The 17,064-nt window shown below is 43.3% G+C and carries 22 protein-coding genes; 19 read left to right on the top strand and 3 right to left on the bottom strand.

What is annotated here, in order from left to right:
• Positions 1 to 230: 230 nt before the first annotated feature.
• Positions 231 to 896 carry a RadC family protein gene (radC, locus tag M1E86_RS19460; protein WP_319863694.1) on the bottom strand — a complete coding sequence of 222 codons (666 nt, stop codon included), beginning with the start codon at positions 894 to 896 and terminating at the stop codon, positions 231 to 233.
• A gap of 183 nt (positions 897 to 1,079) precedes the next feature.
• Here radC and coaBC point away from each other — a divergent pair, with 183 nt between their 5' ends.
• The 3 genes from coaBC (at position 1,080) to slmA (ending at position 3,550) form a co-directional block, all read left to right on the top strand.
• On the top strand, positions 1,080 to 2,291 hold the full coding sequence (coaBC, locus tag M1E86_RS19465; RefSeq protein WP_426099205.1) for a bifunctional phosphopantothenoylcysteine decarboxylase/phosphopantothenate--cysteine ligase CoaBC: 1,212 nt from the start codon (positions 1,080 to 1,082) through the stop codon (positions 2,289 to 2,291).
• Positions 2,278 to 2,733 carry a dUTP diphosphatase gene (dut, locus tag M1E86_RS19470; RefSeq protein WP_125895055.1) on the top strand — a complete coding sequence of 152 codons (456 nt, stop codon included), beginning with the start codon at positions 2,278 to 2,280 and terminating at the stop codon, positions 2,731 to 2,733. The genes coaBC and dut overlap by 14 nt, the downstream gene beginning before the upstream one ends.
• Positions 2,734 to 2,950: 217 nt before the next feature.
• The gene (slmA, locus tag M1E86_RS19475; RefSeq protein ID WP_426099206.1) at positions 2,951 to 3,550 is read left to right on the top strand and encodes a nucleoid occlusion factor SlmA; all 600 of its coding nucleotides are present in this window, start codon (positions 2,951 to 2,953) and stop codon (positions 3,548 to 3,550) included.
• 49 nt (positions 3,551 to 3,599) lie between these two features.
• Here the strand turns inward: slmA and pyrE are convergent, their stop codons facing one another.
• A complete protein-coding gene (gene pyrE / locus M1E86_RS19480) occupies positions 3,600 to 4,244 on the bottom strand; it encodes an orotate phosphoribosyltransferase (protein WP_125895057.1) in 645 nt (214 codons plus the stop codon).
• 112 nt (positions 4,245 to 4,356) lie between these two features.
• Complete coding sequence (rph, locus tag M1E86_RS19485; RefSeq protein ID WP_125895059.1) at positions 4,357 to 5,070, bottom strand: ribonuclease PH; 714 nt, start codon at positions 5,068 to 5,070, stop codon at positions 4,357 to 4,359.
• A gap of 123 nt (positions 5,071 to 5,193) precedes the next feature.
• Between rph and M1E86_RS19490 the strand changes: the two genes are divergently transcribed.
• The 16 genes from M1E86_RS19490 (at position 5,194) to M1E86_RS19565 (ending at position 16,435) form a co-directional block, all read left to right on the top strand.
• Entirely contained in the window at positions 5,194 to 6,057 is an 864-nt protein-coding gene (locus M1E86_RS19490) for a YicC/YloC family endoribonuclease (RefSeq protein ID WP_125895061.1), read from the top strand.
• A 188-nt stretch (positions 6,058 to 6,245) separates the two neighbouring features.
• Positions 6,246 to 7,511, top strand: a complete 1,266-nt coding sequence (locus M1E86_RS19495) for a tyrosine-type recombinase/integrase (RefSeq protein WP_340606882.1) — start codon at positions 6,246 to 6,248, stop codon at positions 7,509 to 7,511.
• 93 nt (positions 7,512 to 7,604) lie between these two features.
• A complete protein-coding gene (locus tag M1E86_RS19500) occupies positions 7,605 to 8,540 on the top strand; it encodes a hypothetical protein (protein ID WP_340606883.1) in 936 nt (311 codons plus the stop codon).
• Positions 8,541 to 8,648: 108 nt separating this feature from the next.
• Positions 8,649 to 8,897, top strand: coding sequence for a helix-turn-helix transcriptional regulator (locus M1E86_RS19505; protein WP_340606884.1), 249 nt, complete (start codon positions 8,649 to 8,651; stop codon positions 8,895 to 8,897).
• Positions 8,897 to 9,301 (top strand): hypothetical protein, encoded by a 405-nt coding sequence (locus tag M1E86_RS19510; RefSeq protein ID WP_340606885.1) that lies wholly within the window; start codon positions 8,897 to 8,899, stop codon positions 9,299 to 9,301. Before M1E86_RS19505 ends, M1E86_RS19510 begins: the two co-directional genes overlap by 1 nt.
• Before the next feature lie 14 nt (positions 9,302 to 9,315).
• On the top strand, positions 9,316 to 10,002 hold the full coding sequence (locus tag M1E86_RS19515) for a Rha family transcriptional regulator (RefSeq protein WP_426099207.1): 687 nt from the start codon (positions 9,316 to 9,318) through the stop codon (positions 10,000 to 10,002).
• A gap of 1 nt (position 10,003) precedes the next feature.
• On the top strand, positions 10,004 to 10,729 hold the full coding sequence (locus M1E86_RS19520) for a host cell division inhibitor Icd-like protein (protein ID WP_426099208.1): 726 nt from the start codon (positions 10,004 to 10,006) through the stop codon (positions 10,727 to 10,729).
• Entirely contained in the window at positions 10,726 to 10,920 is a 195-nt protein-coding gene (locus M1E86_RS19525; protein WP_426099209.1) for a hypothetical protein, read from the top strand. Before M1E86_RS19520 ends, M1E86_RS19525 begins: the two co-directional genes overlap by 4 nt.
• Entirely contained in the window at positions 10,917 to 11,045 is a 129-nt protein-coding gene (locus tag M1E86_RS19530) for a hypothetical protein (protein WP_340606889.1), read from the top strand. The genes M1E86_RS19525 and M1E86_RS19530 overlap by 4 nt, the downstream gene beginning before the upstream one ends.
• Positions 11,042 to 11,215: a hypothetical protein gene (locus M1E86_RS19535; RefSeq protein WP_340606890.1), complete on the top strand. Its 174-nt coding sequence runs from the start codon at positions 11,042 to 11,044 to the stop codon at positions 11,213 to 11,215. The genes M1E86_RS19530 and M1E86_RS19535 overlap by 4 nt, the downstream gene beginning before the upstream one ends.
• Entirely contained in the window at positions 11,215 to 11,409 is a 195-nt protein-coding gene (locus M1E86_RS19540; protein WP_426099210.1) for a hypothetical protein, read from the top strand. The genes M1E86_RS19535 and M1E86_RS19540 overlap by 1 nt, the downstream gene beginning before the upstream one ends.
• Positions 11,409 to 12,005 (top strand): hypothetical protein, encoded by a 597-nt coding sequence (locus M1E86_RS19545; RefSeq protein WP_426099211.1) that lies wholly within the window; start codon positions 11,409 to 11,411, stop codon positions 12,003 to 12,005. The genes M1E86_RS19540 and M1E86_RS19545 overlap by 1 nt, the downstream gene beginning before the upstream one ends.
• Before the next feature lie 14 nt (positions 12,006 to 12,019).
• Positions 12,020 to 14,788: a DUF927 domain-containing protein gene (locus M1E86_RS19550; protein ID WP_426099212.1), complete on the top strand. Its 2,769-nt coding sequence runs from the start codon at positions 12,020 to 12,022 to the stop codon at positions 14,786 to 14,788.
• A gap of 375 nt (positions 14,789 to 15,163) precedes the next feature.
• Positions 15,164 to 15,622: a ProQ/FINO family protein gene (locus tag M1E86_RS19555; RefSeq protein ID WP_426099213.1), complete on the top strand. Its 459-nt coding sequence runs from the start codon at positions 15,164 to 15,166 to the stop codon at positions 15,620 to 15,622.
• A 73-nt stretch (positions 15,623 to 15,695) separates the two neighbouring features.
• On the top strand, positions 15,696 to 15,887 hold the full coding sequence (locus M1E86_RS19560) for a toxin-antitoxin system protein (RefSeq protein WP_426099214.1): 192 nt from the start codon (positions 15,696 to 15,698) through the stop codon (positions 15,885 to 15,887).
• A gap of 347 nt (positions 15,888 to 16,234) precedes the next feature.
• Positions 16,235 to 16,435: a hypothetical protein gene (locus M1E86_RS19565; RefSeq protein ID WP_426099215.1), complete on the top strand. Its 201-nt coding sequence runs from the start codon at positions 16,235 to 16,237 to the stop codon at positions 16,433 to 16,435.
• The last annotated feature ends 629 nt before the right edge of the window (positions 16,436 to 17,064 follow it).

Consider the following 17,064-nt stretch of genomic DNA (forward strand, 5'->3'; position numbering starts at 1 on the left):
GGTATGGCCGCCTCGTCAGGCTTAGGAGCCCATCTCAGCAAACTTTCATTGACTGAAAAAACCGTTGATACCTAAATAAAGATTTACTTTACTAAAACGTAAAAATTTACTGAGATAGGCCCTTCTCGCCAAACCCAAGATCCTTAAAGGTGGCGTAGTATACGCTTTACATCGTTTTCACTCAAGCCCAACGCAAAGAAAGTTGTCATTTTTTAGACAAAAAAATAATTTTATAACCATCCTCGCTCTGCAAATGATACACATTGCTTATGCCCGACAACAAAATGGTCAAGTAGTTTAATCCCCATAATAGCGCAAGCACGTTGGATTCGTTCTGTCACCTGCCTATCTGCTGTGCTGGGTTCTGGGTTACCAGATGGATGATTATGGGCAAGTATAATCCCGTTTGCATTCATTTTTATGGCAAAGCGAATGATTTCTCTGGGGTGAACTTCAACTTTGTTCAAAGTACCCTTAAACAATTCCTCATGACAAATAATCTGATTTTTATTATTTAAAAATATCACGATAAAGACTTCGCGCTCTTGCCCTGCGAATAAATCCAGCAACTTTGCTTTCAATTGCTCAGGCCCAGTCATCACATCTTCATGTAAAAACTGTTCAGAGAAAAAACGGCGAGCCAACTCACTGACAGCCTGCAATTGGGTAAATTTACAGCTCCCCATTCCTTTACATTGTTTTAGTTTTTCGTAGTCTGCTTGTAAAAGCAAATAGACTGAACCAAACTCCTGTATTAAACGCTTCGCAAGCTGCAAAACAGGTTCACCTTGGCTACCTGTACGCAAAAAAATAGCGAGTAGCTCAGCATCAGATAACGCAGCCGCGCCGTATGCAAGTAGCTTTTCTCTTGGTGGTAAGTCTAGATGTTCACTCATCATATTCTGTGTCCCTAAATCCCTTTCACCTTTTTTATCTAGCCTAAAAAACATTCGCAACCCCTCACATATGGGTTTGCGTAGCGTTTCGCAAAAATAGTACTGTGACGAAAAATCGAGCGCGCCACCTCTAGCTTCTCTGTGGTAATATGCCTCCCATGTTGACCGTATTGGATAAAAATAATGAATCAACTATCACTATTAGGTAAGCAGATAGTTATTGGTATCAGTGGGGGCATTGCCGCTTATAAGATCCCTGAACTCACCCGCCGTTTGCGCGATAAAGGGGCAATTGTGCGTATTGTCATGACTGAAGGTGCAAAAGCCTTTATTACGCCTTTAACCTTACAAGCCGTTTCAGGGCACCCTGTTTCCGATGACCTACTCGACCCAGCCGCAGAGGCTGCAATGGGCCATATTGAACTCGCGAAATGGGCGGATATCATTATTCTTGCGCCAGCGACCGCGGATTTAATTGCTCGCCTCAGTGCAGGAATGGCAAATGATTTACTCACAACGGTTTGCCTTACATCCGCGGCACCGGTTGCACTTGTGCCAGCAATGAACCAACAAATGTACAAAGCAAAAGCAACACAAGAAAACTTAATCAAATTGCAACAACGCCAATGTATGATTTGGGGGCCAGACGCAGGTAGCCAAGCTTGTGGTGATATTGGTCCTGGTCGCATGATTGACCCACTAGAAATTGTTCGTCTAACCAGTGAGTTTTTTACCCCTAAACTCGACTTACAAGGCATCAAATTAATGATCACTGCAGGCCCAACACGGGAAGCACTCGACCCTGTTCGTTTTATCAGTAACCATAGTTCAGGAAAGATGGGGTTTGCCATTGCTAAGGCTGCTAGCCAACGTGGAGCCGAAGTCACTTTAATTGCGGGACCTGTAAATATTGAAACACCTGAAGGGGTTAACCGGGTTGATGTCATTAGTGGATTAGAAATGTATGAGCAAGTCCATAAAACGATTTCAACGCAAAATATTTTTATTGGTTGCGCTGCAGTTGCAGATTATCGAGCAAAAAACATTGCTGAAAATAAAATAAAAAAACAAGGTGATGAAGTTTCGATTACACTTATCAAAAACCCAGACATCGTCGCAAGTGTTGGAAATCTAAGGCACAATAGGCCATATGTTGTTGGATTTGCAGCTGAAACCCAAAATGTGGAAGAATATGCACGCCAAAAACGACAACAAAAACAACTCGACCTTATTTGTGCCAATGATGTATCACTAGCAGATAACGGATTTAATAGCGATAACAATGCATTACACCTTTTTGATGCCAACGGTGATACCCGTTTGCCTCACTGTAATAAAAATGAATTAAGCCACTATTTACTTGACGAGATACTTCAACGTTATGAAAAAAATTGACCTAAAAATCCTTGATAGCCGCATCGGTAATGAATTTCCTCTACCAGCCTATGCCACCACCGGTTCTGCTGGTTTAGATTTACGTGCATGCATTGATGCACCAATTGATTTGGCGCCAGGTCAAACAGAGCTTATTCCAACAGGTTTAGCTATTCACATTGCTGATGAAAGTCTTGCTGCTGTCATCTTACCTCGTTCCGGTTTAGGTCATAAACATGGTGTTGTACTTGGCAATCTAGTTGGTCTCATTGATTCGGATTACCAAGGCCAACTCATGGTGTCAGTCTGGAACCGCAGTGACAAAGCTTTTACCGTTGAGCCTGGTGAGCGTATGGCGCAAATGGTGTTTGTCCCAGTTGTTCAAGCTGAATTTAATATTGTTGATGATTTTGACGCAACAGAGCGTGGGGCTGGTGGTTTCGGTCACTCTGGCCGTCAATAAATAGAATATCCTGATAACGAATATGCTAGATAGAACCTGAATTAGGTTCTATCTTTATGAATAAAAATAATCAGCCGCATATTTTCTTTCAGGAAGCTTGCTCAACATTACTTACATTTTAAATATTTTTTAAATCCATTTTGCTTCGTAAGCCTCTTTACTAAGAGCAAAATTTTGGATAGTTTGTTTTGCTGTTTTAGCAGGGGTCTTATTAGGCATGGCAGAAAAAGTGACAACACAAAAACGTAACAGGCGTGATGAGATTTTACAGGCTCTTGCGCTAATGTTAGAAAGTAGTGATGGTAGCCAACGTATCACAACAGCAAAACTTGCTGCTACGGTTGGTGTATCAGAGGCCGCGCTGTATCGTCATTTTCCAAGCAAAATGAAAATGTTCGATAGCCTCATTGGGTTTATTGAAGACTCATTGGTTTCGCGCATTAATCTAATTTTAAGTGATGAAAAAGATACGATAATTAGAATTAAACTAATACTTGCCCTAATACTGGGTTTTTCCGAGAAAAACCCAGGGCTAACGCGAATCATGACTGGCCATGCTCTGATGTTTGAGCAAGATAGGCTGCAAGATCGTATTAATCAATTATTTGAACGTATAGAATCACAATTACGCCAAGTGCTAAAAGAGAAAAAAATACGTGATGGCCATGGGTTTATTCATGATGAGTCACTGCTTGCTTCTCAATTATTAGCCTTTTGTGAAGGGATGCTCTCTCGTTTTGTGCGTTCTGAGTTTCGTTATCGGCCAACCGTCGAGTTTGAATCGCGCTGGCCTTTAATTCTAGCTCAGTTACAATAACCGATTATTTATACTACTCACCCCGCCCATCATTGGGCGAGGGCTTTTTTTACTCAATTCCGTATTGTTCGCGATAAGCCTTCATAGCCGCTAAATGTTCCTGCATACCGTCCTTTTCAGCAAGATAGGTGATTAAATCGCTCATGGTAATAATTGAGTAAACTTTACAGCCATAATCACGCTCAACCTCTTGCACTGCTGAAATTTCACCCTTACCTTTTTCTTGACGGTCGAGGCATAGCAGGACACCATTCAATGTAGCTTGTTGTTGTTTAATAATTTCCATTGATTCACGAATTGCCGTCCCAGCAGTAATCACATCATCCACAACCACAACACGCCCTTGCAAAGGACTCCCAACTAACACACCACCTTCACCATGGTCTTTAGCTTCTTTGCGATTGAAGCAATATGGCATATCGATGTCATGATGTTCAGAAAGAGCTACTGCTGTCGTCGTTGCAATTGGGATCCCTTTATACGCAGGGCCGAAAATGACATCACACTCGATTGCGCTGTCTTGTAATGCTTGTGCATAAAAACGACCGACAAGTGCCAGATCACGCCCTGTATTAAATAGCCCTGCATTAAAAAAGTAAGGGCTTTTACGACCTGATTTCAGCGTAAACTCACCAAATTTAAGTACCTGTTTTTTCATGGCAAGTTCGATAAAATCGCGCTGATAGGCTTTCATTGGTCATTCTCCTCGTTGATGATTATTTATCTATATTCAAGGCTGGCTAATTGATTGATGAACCAGCAGGCATAAAAAAGGCGACTTTTCAGCCGCCTAATTAATGATTAACTTACTTCAGCGCTTCTCGCTGAGCTTCAAAAATGGTATTTAAACCGGTTTTAGCTAACGCTAATAGAGCCAATAGCTCTTCATGACTAAACGGTTCGCCTTCTGCTGTGCCCTGCACTTCAATCATTCGGCCATCATCCATCATGACAACATTCATATCCGTTTCAGCTGCAGAATCTTCAACATATTCAAGATCACATAGAGCGTCTTGATTAACAATTCCAACAGAAACGGCAGCGACCATTGATTTTAGTGGGCTTTTTGCAATTTTACCTTGCTCAACCATGCTATTCAGTGCATCAACTAATGCCACGCATGCACCAGAAATTGCTGCTGTACGCGTGCCGCCATCCGCTTGGATCACATCACAGTCTAAAGTAATGGTGTACTCACCTAATTTTTTAAGATCAACCGCAGCACGCAAAGAACGTGCAATTAACCGTTGGATTTCCATCGTGCGACCCGTCTGTTTGCCTCGCGCAGCTTCACGCTGATTACGTGAATTTGTTGCGCGCGGTAACATGCCGTATTCCGCGGTAACCCAACCTTGCCCCTGCCCTTTTAAAAAGCGGGGAACACCTTCTTCAACAGTTGCATTACATAACACCTTCGTGTCGCCAAACTCAATAAGAACAGAGCCTTCTGCATGCTTAGTATAATTGCGCGTGATGGTAATCGGGCGCATTTGGTCTGCTTGTCTATCTGCTGGGCGCATGGTGTTATCTCCATTATCAACTCAAATTGGGACGCATTATACGTTGTTCAAACGATAATGCCTATCCTGTCATCCTGCATAGCGTTATAATCCCCTAAATCTTTACGATAATGGGAACGAATTATGATCCGTAGTATGACCGCTTTTGCCCGTCGGGACATCAAGGGTGAATGGGGGAATGCGGCCTGGGAGCTGCGTTCCGTGAACCAACGTTATTTAGAAACGTATATTCGCTTACCTGAGCAATTTAGAAGCCTTGAGCCCGTGATCCGTGAGCGCCTGCGTTCTCGCCTGACACGTGGAAAGGTGGAGTGTAATTTACGCTTTGAGTTAGACGGTGCAAACCGTAGTGAATTAATCCTAAATGAACAATTAGCACGCCAGTTAATCAGTGCAGCGAATTGGGTTAAAAATTACAGCCATGAAGGTGAAATCAACCCATTAGAAATTTTGCGTTGGCCCGGAGTAATGTCAGCTGGCGAACAAGATTTAGATGTCATCAGCGAACAATTAATGGCAGGGTTAGATGAAACAATTGATGCTTTCATTCAAAGCCGTGAAGCTGAAGGGGCATCATTACATGCGCTCATTGAACAGCGTCTTGATGGCGTCTTAGTTGAAGTCGCAAAAGTACGTCAACACATGCCAGAAATTTTACAATGGCAACGTGAACGCTTACAAAATAAGTTAGAAGAAGCTGACATTCAAGTGGATAACAGTCGCTTGGAACAGGAACTTATTCTATTAGCACAACGTATTGATGTTGCAGAAGAATTAGATCGCTTAGAAGCACACGTTAAAGAAACACGTAACATCTTGAAGAAAAAAGAGGCAACTGGCCGCCGTCTTGACTTTATGATGCAAGAATTTAACCGTGAAGCAAATACGTTAGCGTCAAAATCAATTAATAGCGAAGTCACAACTTCAGCCGTTGAGCTCAAAGTATTAATCGAGCAAATGAGAGAACAGATTCAAAACATCGAATAGCATTTCTTAGCATTTCAGACCAACTCACCAAGCCAGCCGATACCCTGTATTAGCTGGCTTTTTTACATTCAGAGCATTGCAGAGTAAATCATAATAGCGCATGATTAACGGGTACACCTAGGTGTACACCTAGGGGATACGAAAATGATTTAGGTGTACCCGACCATTTTTATATTGGAAATTGCACAATGCCAAAGCTCACAGACAAACAAATAAGAGCGTGGATAAAGTCAGGTGAACGATTCGAAGGCAAATCGGACGGTAACGGACTGTATTTATGCTATCGAGAAAACTATCAGTACCCCGTATGGAGATTCCGGTATAAGTTCGCTGGTAAACGCAGGGCTGTACTGATTGGTTCATATATTGATCTTTCCCTCGCTAAAGCCAGAGAGCTAACCAAGGAGCTATCTGCCCGTGTATCGCTAGGTTATGACGTTGCCAGTGAGAAGCAGGAAAGGAAAGCCGAGGTGTTAGCAAAAATCGAAGCCGAGAAGAACGCAATCAAAGTCGCTGACCTAGCGGCAGAATATTTTGAGCGTCAAATACTGCCACGCTGGAAGCACCCAGACATACTACGCAGACGCATAGACAAAGACATTAACCCCCGCATTGGTCACATGAAAATAGAGGAAGTAAAGCCACGTCATATTGATGAAATGCTCAAGAGCATCGTTGATAGAGGCGCACCGACAATGGCTACTGACGTTCTACGCTGGCTTAGGCGAATGTTTGACTATGCCATTAAGCGGCAGATGATTGAGATTAATCCTTGTTCAGCCTTTGAAGTTGCTGATGCTGGCGGCAAAGAAATCTCGCGCGATAGATGGCTAACCAGAGAAGAATTAATCATATTCTTTAAGGCTTTAAGAACCGCGGGCATTAGCCGACAGAATGAAATCAGCTTTAAGATACTGTTAGCCTTATGCTTGCGAAAAATGGAGTTATGCGCGGCACGTTGGCAAGAGTTCGACTTTCAAAACGCTGTTTGGCATTTTCCAGCCGAACGCAGCAAAAACGGGGACGCCGTAGATATTCCGCTTTGTCCTACAGTCATTGATTGGTTCATGGAATTAAAACCTATGGCTTGCGGTAGTCAGTACGTTTTACCCGCCAGAAAAATGCAAAGCCGCATGATCCCCCACATTCAAGAGTCAACGCTACCCGTCGCACTGGCGAAAGTAAGGCAGGTTTTACCGCCTAAAATGCCCAACTTCACTATTCACGACTTTAGACGCACAGCACGTACACACCTTGCCGCGCTGGGTGTTGATCCCTTTGTTGCTGAACGCTGCTTGAATCACCGGATAAAGGGCGTTGAGGGTATTTATAACCGCCATGATTACTTTGATGAACGACGGGCAGCCTTAACGCAGTGGTGCGACCTGTTGGTATCGCTGGAGAAAGGCGAAGATTACAACGTGATCCCTATGGGTACACGAAAAGCAAAATAACCGGATAAGCCGTATCTAGCCCGACGGGGCGAAAAGCGGGGAAGCCTTACCCGCCTGTTACGGTATTCTTTAAGGCGCGTTAAAGGTGACGTGATGACAACAAAAAAAATAAACAAATCTACAGAAGAATGGGCAAATATTTGGCAAAAAAATGGAATTCCTCAGTTAGAGTTTTGCTCAATTGAAAGGTCTGCCGAACTACTAAATTGCTTGGTTGATGATATTTACCACTGGATTAACATGGGGATGATACATCCCGCTGTCTTTTTTGATAATCATGTGGCAGTAAAGATAACAGCATACGTCAAAGGTGAAGAAATTACTGGTGAGGAAATTTTATATAAGGCGAAAAAAGCCGTAAAAAGACCGTCGATAATCGATTTTCATTGGCCAGCAAAAGCTATTTGCTATGGCACAGATAGGGTAAATCAAAACATTGAATACTTCGAAAATGAAAACTGCAAGTATGAAAATGGGCACAATATTTTAACTATAAACGGAACAATATATGGTCTATGGCTACCCAGTTTTTTTGATCGCTGGAGTGGTGAAACATTTCAGATTATAGACTATCAAAATTCTATTTTTCTGCCCGATGATTCAGAAGATGAGTCTGTCGTATTAGTCGCTAGTTTAAAGGATAATATAGAGGTCAATTCAAATAACCTACTGATAATAAATAAAGATATAGATAGAATTTACAAGGCGGGACAGGCTGGAGCGATTTTAAGCGAAGCAGCGCGTTTGGAGGTTCCTGAGCAGAAAAATGAACACAAAGCAACCGCGCGAAGCAAAGAGCGCGATTTGGATATGGAGAGAGGAATATATAAGTTTTTATTTAATTGTGATTATGATGAGGCATCAAACAATTATAGATTTAAGAATGGGAAAATAAATAAAACCCAGTTAATTCAGTGCATGAAAGATAAATCTCAATATCTATTTAACTCCGAAAATATGCCATTGAATGACAATGATAGAATAATGCCAATTATTAATAACGTTTTGAAAAACCTAGAGTTATTATGATTTAAAAAAACGGATGATATTGAAATCCGCCGTTTTTTAAAATACCCCTGTTTTTTTATCCAGTCTATTGCGTTCTAATGTGTATGACATTCACAAGGAGTCATACACATGGAAAAGAAATCACCGAAGCGCAAGCCACGCGCAAAAATCAGTACACCTTACCCTATGGACGGTTACGCCCGTCTACGTCATACAGCCGACTTTCTAGGCATTTCTGATGCTACCCGTTATCGCTGGGAGCGTGACGGCAAATTACCTAAGTCATTTGAGATTGAGAAAGGCTTTTTTGTCTATGATGCGAAAGAGATCCGCGCATGGGCTGAAGCTAAGAAAGCAACGCGCAAGGGGGCAAAGTAATGATGAAAAAAAACCGCCTTTGGGCAGACGGTTCAAATATTTCTAAAACTGGAAATTGCCAGCCCATTATAACCAAGCGCACACCAAAAAAACATAACTTTGGTATTTATTATATTTACACAGGAATTAACGGAGCTACTGAAAACGACATTTTAAAATATTGCCGTTTATCGTCGGGGAGAAATTATTTTTCAGAGCTAGAACGCAAGCTAAACATCACCTTAGAGCGTATCGACGAACCGAACCCAGACGGCATTGGCTCGCATTATCGTTACCGCATTCGCAACCGAACAGACGCACAGAAGATTATTGATTTAATCAATGCTCGTGCGGCTCATGGCAACTATCAAGGGCTGTCACAAGAGCAAATTAATTCAATTTTGAGCTTATACCCGACCGAATAACGGAGTAATAAATAATGAAATCAAAAAATAACAGCTTAACTGCTGGCGGATTCGCTCACCCTGAAATCAGTCAAGAGCCTATTTTAATTCAACACAAAACTGAGCCTAGAATAGATAGCCGCCTGTTTGCTAAACGCATCGGAATTAAACATAAGAACCTTTTTGAATTAATTAAAAAGAATACAAAAAATTTACGTCAATTTGGCACGCTTCCGTTTCAAACGGAGACGTGCTCACACTCAACGGGCGCGAGTATTAATAAATACGCCCTACTCAATGAGAACCAATTTGATTTTATGTGTCGCATTGTTCGCGGTCGTAACCATGAGCAGATGACACAATTTAAGCTGGACGTAACCAAAGCATTCAGCAAGAAACGCGCCGCTGAACCTATCCGCCGCGAATATTTGCCACATTACCATGAGTCACGCGACGCACTCAGAGACTTAGGCGCAGAGAAATATCATTACATCAACCTAGCCCGTACAGAGAACCGATTAACAGGCTTACTCACTGGCGAACGAGCCAGCGCAGACGAGCAACAATTAGGTTTATTAGTCTGTATGCAGAAAATCGAACAGGCAGCATTTCAAGATGCGATTGATTCGGGTTTATCGGCTACTCAGGCGTTGCGAGAGGTTAGCAAGCGCATTGAGCAGTTCGCTAGTTTAATGAGTCCTACGGTGCGGATAGGTGGCTAATATGATGAATATCGCAACTAATGCCTACCAAATGAATGATTCTCTACTGGCAGGTGATGAGTCACTTACTAAAAACTTAGTAAACCAATCAGCGAAACTCTACGCCAATCAATCAATCCTAACCACCGTTGGAGGATGGGATAACAGCGACAACCTAAAACATGGAGAATTTACACCATTTGATAAAGGTGAATTTTCTCACCTTTGTAAAAACTTTGATGACAATCACTTTACTTTCCTACTCACTTTTGGCTATAGTAAAAACGCACTAACAAAATCTAGTGTCAGGATTTGCACCCTGAATCAGTTAACGGCGACACATGACGCGCCTAGCGTCTTTTTTTGTGTCTATGCCTACGCACACCTGTTAAATGCGGTATTATATCGCCCAAATTCAATGGTGATGCTGGCAGGGCAACCGCAAGGTTGGCTGGGATCCGTTAACTCCAGTAGTGCAAACCCTGTCAGTGTCACCACCCCTATAGAGATTTGCACCTCTAGTGGTGACTCCTTAACAAAGTTAACGGAGATCATCGTTATGATGGCAACCCCTACCCAAACTCAATTCAAATTTCTGTTTCTGGCGGTAAAACGCACAGATAAAACCGATACGCCCCACAGAATCGAAGCCACAGCACCGAATGAACATGATGCAAGACTGATGCTTGTACGTGATTATATCCTGTCATTCGCTGGTCGCTTACCTGCTCAGGAGGTGACAGCATGAGCGCAGATATGAACATTCATAAAGCGGCTGTAAAGGCGCATCAATTAGAGATGATCACCCTGATGCTTCCTAACTACCCCCGTAACCTTACACAGTCTGACATCGTAGCTATATCGTCGCTCATGGCGAAGTTATCAGGCGATGTTGCGGCATTCCTGATTGAAGAATCAGCACGGGAGGCGACCAAATGAGACAGATCACTATCAATGCCACCAGCCTACGCCGCAAGGAGAAGAAAGCACTTAAACCAATGGTAATTGCCATTGAGCAAGCCTCACAGCTACGCATTCAGGATATGGGAGATTATCGCTCATGAGAACGTTTCAAATCGCAGGGTATGGCACAACACCGAAAGGGTTAACGCTAGGTATTAGCAAACGTGTGATATCAGCCACCCAGAAAGAGGCTCAATCTCAAGTGATGAGAGAAGCACAGCGAGACGGGCTAACCGATATCAGAATTAACTACGTGCGCGAGGTGAAGTAATGACACCAGAGCAGAAGCGAGAAATTGAAATTCTACTTGAAGCACCTGAGAACCAGACAGCCACATTACTGACTTTGTTGGCTACTTGGTGCGAGGCTGAAAGAGATAATGAAACCAGAAACATGATAAGCATAGCTATGACGATCGCTTGCCAGATTAAAAAATCACTGGAAAAAGTCACGGAGGGCAAATAATGAACATTTCAAACATTAACGCATTCGAGCACAGCGAATACGGTGTAATTCTCATTACTGGCGCAGCTAACCAAGAGGCTATCAGCTACAGCGAGGCACTAGACGCATTAAATGACGGTAGTTTTGACGGTGATTTGCTACTGGGCTTTGAGTTGGTTTTAGCGATATCCAAAGGAGAGCGAGACGCCTTTTTTAATCCAACTAATCAACAGCGTGTTGTCTTGTGGCGTTGGATTGTTGCCGCCTCGTTTGTCATGGAGCAAGCCGACAATAACGGATCACATCAAGCCGATAACGGTAAAGGCGGAAAGGTTACCGCAGCAGTGTACCGCAATAAACACGCAGCCCTAACCATTTACGCAGCAAGCGAACGACTGCTATTAGCTAATCATGTTGAGGGCGCAGCATATGAAGCCTTTTGCTCGAATGATGGCGCAATCATGGCTATTCGGATGTATATGGATTTTATCAATCTTGAGCCACGTCAAGGTTGCAGACTATCAGACCGAGGGCGTGAGGGGTTAGCTATTCTTCATGATGACCTAATCAGAGCTATAGAAAATGGCGAGTTCGGCAACACCGCAACAATTCATTAAAAGGAGTTAATGACATGAAACCAATTGATATTATTCGCGAAGTGAAGCTAAAAGCTAACGGACAATGGCAAAACATACTATCTAATCTAGGGGTAGAAGTACCCCTAAACACTCACACGGCTTGCCCCGCTTGTGGTGGTAAAGACCGTTTTAGATTCGATGATAAAGACGGCAATGGAACGTTCATATGCAGCCAGTGCGGCGCAGGTGATGGACTGGACTTAATCCAGCGTATTTTTGGCGGCAGCGTGACCGAGGCAGCGCAGGAGGTGGCAAGCATTATCGGAATTGATACCCGTTCAGATAATCCACCGACCTACAGCAGCGACGAAGTAAAAGCGCAACAGGAAGCACAGAGAGCGCAGCAAGAGGAAACCAAAGCCAAAGAGAAGGCGGAGAAGCACAAACGTTTTACAGAGCGATACAGCAGCACTATTGCCCACATTAAACGGGGAGAGTCTGACTATATCAAAGCAAAAGGCTTTCAAGGTGTAGAAATGGACTTGTTACCCGATGGATCTTTGATTATTCCACTACTGGACGGCAACGGCACAATCACAGCAGCGCAGACCATTAAACCCAATGGCGAAAAGCGGTTATTGCTCGATAGCTCGAAGAATGGCAGTTATTACCCTATTAATGAGCCTACAAACGTTCACACGGTGATTATTGCCGAGGGGGTAGCTACCGCAATGACGTGCCATTTAATCCAACCAGAAGCGCACACAGTCGCAGCAATCGACGCAGGTAATCTAATTCACGTGGCTAAGGTAATGCGGACGAAGTACCCAGAAAGCAAGATCATTATAGCTGGAGACAATGACAGTAAAAACGAGGTCAACACGGGCAAGGTGAAAGCAGAAGCAGCAGCGCGAGAGGTTGGCGGATGTGTCTCAATCCCACCTTGTCAGGGAGATTGGAACGACTACCAGAAATACAGAGATAGAAATGCTACAGCTTCCACTTTCATCGAAGGAATATATCAGCCACAAGGAGATGAGGCAATGAGTGAAATCACATTGACCGAAACGGTAAAGAAAAGTGTTACCGAAACAGCAAAACCGCGCGACCCCATGAAAATACGCATCGAATCCCGTGATGATGGCGTATTTCTTGTAACACCCAAAGCCGATAAGGAAACAGGGGAAATTATCAATCATGAGCAATGGCTATCCAATCCAATCAAACGCATTGCAAAAGGTATTGATGACGTAGGAGGTGAGCACCTGATCATTGAATGGGGTAGTAACAAGGCTCAAGCAATACCGACGGGCGACATAGGAGAACGCGAGGGATGGCGCAGGCTGAAAAACGCGGGGTTATTCGTTACAACCAAGTCGGGGCTAAGACAGTCATTTTCAGATTGGCTATTGAGACGGAGTTTTAAAGAAGATTGGAGCATAACTAACAAATCGGGCTGGCACAAAGGCGCGTACATCATGCCAGACGGTTCAATCATTGGCACACCTGAACAACCGATTTTTTTCAATGGGCAAAGCGCAGCCGCTACCGCCTACCAGACAAGCGGAACGCTGGAAAGCTGGCGTGATGGAGTGGCTCGATTGGCTAACGGTAACATTTTTATGATGTTTACAATTGGCGCAGCCTTAGCCGCACCGATGACAAGCATTACAGGGGCTGACAGTTTTGGCATTCACATTTACGCCCAATCGACAGCAGGGAAAAGCACAACCGCAGACATGGCTGTAAGTTTATACGGGGATCCAGATTTGCAGCGTTTGACGTGGTATGGCACAGAGTACGGCATGACTAACGAAGCCGTAGCACACAATGACGGGGTTTTATATTTGGATGAAGTCGGACAAGGGGCAGACCCTAAACACGTCTATAAATCGGCTTACACGCTGTTTAATGGCAAAGGAAAGATACAAGGGGCAAAAGATGGAGGTAATAGGCAGGTTCAGAATTGGAAAACTGTCGCTATTAGTACAGGGGAAAAGGATATTGAGACGTTCCTACTAATGGCGGGGATTAAAGTCAATGCAGGGCAGTTAGTACGATTGCTCAATATTCCAATGGAAAGAGCCACCGAGTTACACGGATGCGAAAACGGGAAAGCCCACGCAGATTTAATCAAAATGAATTGCCGTGATAGTTACGGGGCGGCAGGGCGTTACTGGATTGAATACTTATCAAATCACAAAGACGAAGCTAAAGAAGCCTACAGAGCCGCACAGCAACGCTGGAGCAAGTTAATACCTAACAGCTATGGGGAGCAGGTACACCGAGCTAGTGACAGATTCGCCACTATTGAAGCCGCTTTGATTATGGGCAGCGTGATCACTGGATGGAATGAACAGGATTGCAGGGATGTAGTGCAAGCAATATTTAACGTATGGGTAGCCGAGTTCGGCACAGGTAACAAAGAGATTGAGCAAATCAAAGAGCAAGCCGAGGCTTTTTTAAATGCTTATGGAATGAGCCGATTCGCGCCATTGCCCTACGATGTAAGGGATCTACCTATTAGAGACCTTGCAGGATATAGGAAGAAAGGCAGTAACGAAGATGATCCGATAATCTTTTATACATTCCCAGCAGCCTTTGAAAAAGAAATCGCCTCAGGTTTTAACCCCAAGCATTTTGCAGAGGCGTTAAAAATGGCTGGCATGTTAACACCGCCTACCAGTGGTAGAGGTTATCAACGAAAAAGCCCACGCATAGACGGACGGCAATTTAATGTTTACGTTTTACACTTTTCCCCAGAGAGCGCAGAAGATGATAACAATTTAGTAGCAAATGGCGAAGATGAAAAAAACTCATGATCTTTTTTTCATGTGTGTGATTTTATCGTTTTAATGTTGGTTCAGTTGGTTCAGTAGATAAGTTTTATTGATTTATAAGGAAAAAATGCCATTTTTTGAACCAACACTGAACCAACAAAGAGCTGTTTTGAACCAACAAAGAGCTATTTTGAACCAACAAGCAGATCTAAAGAATTTTTTCACTGGATGGCATTCAATAAAAGATGTTGGTTCACGGGGCGTAAAATGTTGGTTCAAATCGTGGTGATGTTGGTTCAGTGTTTTAAAATAATCACTTTAAAAACAAGCATCTTTACAAATTGAACCAACTGAACCAACTGAACCAACACCTGATCGCGTATTTAATAAAAAATTTTTTTTGAGGAAAAAGAGAGAATGACCCGAGCGATTTTAACATTAAGAAAAAGTAACAATCTCGTAACAAATCCACCAGCGACGAACACACCAAAAAGCATACAGGCTAAAACGCCACAGGAAGCCCCACAGCAACCGAAGAAGAAAAATAAGGCAGACATTCACGCGAAGAAGAAACAACACCGTATCGACCGTATAGCGAAGCATTGGACGCTATTCAGCGAGCCAGAAGCCAAGCCGCTAATGATTGGTATCAAGGAAGCTATGATTGCTGAGGTTAAAGATAAAGGGCTGGATATCCCAGAGAGCCATATTAAACAAGGCTTGCACAGTTACGTTAACCGCAAGGCGTATTTGAAAGCTCTTACCTTGGGTGGCAATCGGTTTGATATGTACGGGCAACCTAGCGGAGAAGTTACACCAGAGCAGCAAGCGGCAGCAGAACGACAGTTAAAGGATTGGCAGCAGCCGAAGCAGTGACGACAACTATAAAAGGGCAGAAATATGCCTTTAACTTTGGTACTTTCGTGAACAGTACGCGCGAGGGGGAAACATGCAGAAAACAACCAAGAAAAAAACCAATCGTTATTTTAACGGAGTGCCAACAACGCGCCTAATCGTGACGTGTGAGCAGTCCGTTATTGATGATGTGGATAGCCATATCAAGCGCAGTAAATATCTACGAGGCAATCGTGCGGAGTTTGTGAGGCAGGCAATCATTGAGAAACTACATCGTGATTCATGATGATTTAGTTACACGTTAGGAATGATGATTTTCGGACACGTTATGGAGCCTTTCAACTAGCTGAAATCATGGCAAAGCGTAAAATTGCGCTGTAGTCTGTAGTGATTATTGCCATAGCCGGAAAGGGTAACAGTTGAAATGCTACCCTTGAACCAAACAACAAAGCAGGTAAGTATTAGCCAAAACGGCTAAGCTAGGCTTTCAATTCTTGGTTGCCATTTTGATGGTTTCCGCTATGGTTGCCAGCAGAACGGCATATTTTATGCTAGTGGAATGACGGGCTTTGATTATTCCAATTCAGCACAATCAAGGTATAGCGATAATCACACCACCTTTGAGGTATAGCCATGTTACAACGTGAAGCAATAGAAGCCGTTATGATGGAGTTAGCCCACCAGCAAGGGCGATCACTCAATGGAAGCGATAGGCTGGCAATTAGAACAGGTGTAGCCCAGACAATACAGGCTAAAGAGCGACACAGGCGGAGAATGACAGCACCAGCCTACCAATGGAAAAAGCCAGCACCAAGGCGAACGCCTACCAAGTGAGAGATTCCTTACTGGCTGGCAATGTTCTGATCACTGGCATGAGATAAAAGCAACCAAAGGACAAATTTGTCCTATGGGATCCAGCCCCACAGTGCAAATAATCATTCTGAACAAATATCAATGCGTTACCGCCTATTGCCCTTGTCACTAACACGGTGACAGTAAGCATTTACAGCAAGGTTAAACGGGGGTGTTACGGGTAGGATTAAGCCGATAACGGTGAAAAGTTTTTACCGCTGACACTGAAACGATGACCAATGCGCGTTAATCTGATTTTGTGACAGAATTAAACTTTATCAATTGGTTACATTTACATACGGGATAATCCCGCATGTACCCATAAGCCGATTAGAAGCAGGAAAACCTAAAGAGGACATTTCACCCCTTTAAACTAACCCGACATCATTAGACTAGCTCACAACTAACCCTCTTAAAGATGGTAGCCTATCAGATGAAATATATTTTCGGTTGCTATTGTTCCGTTTGAAACGGAGGCAGTGAAAGGCGGTGAGATTTATTACTGGCTGGCAAATCCACCAGCGAACACAATTTAATCAATCTAATTTAACACCTCGTTTCAAGGTGTACCCAAGGGTGTACCCCTAGAAAATATTGAATAACAAGAACCC

Origin of the sequence: Providencia sp. PROV200 (genome assembly GCF_049901995.1) — a bacterium.
Lineage (GTDB): Bacteria > Pseudomonadota > Gammaproteobacteria > Enterobacterales > Enterobacteriaceae > Providencia > Providencia rettgeri_E.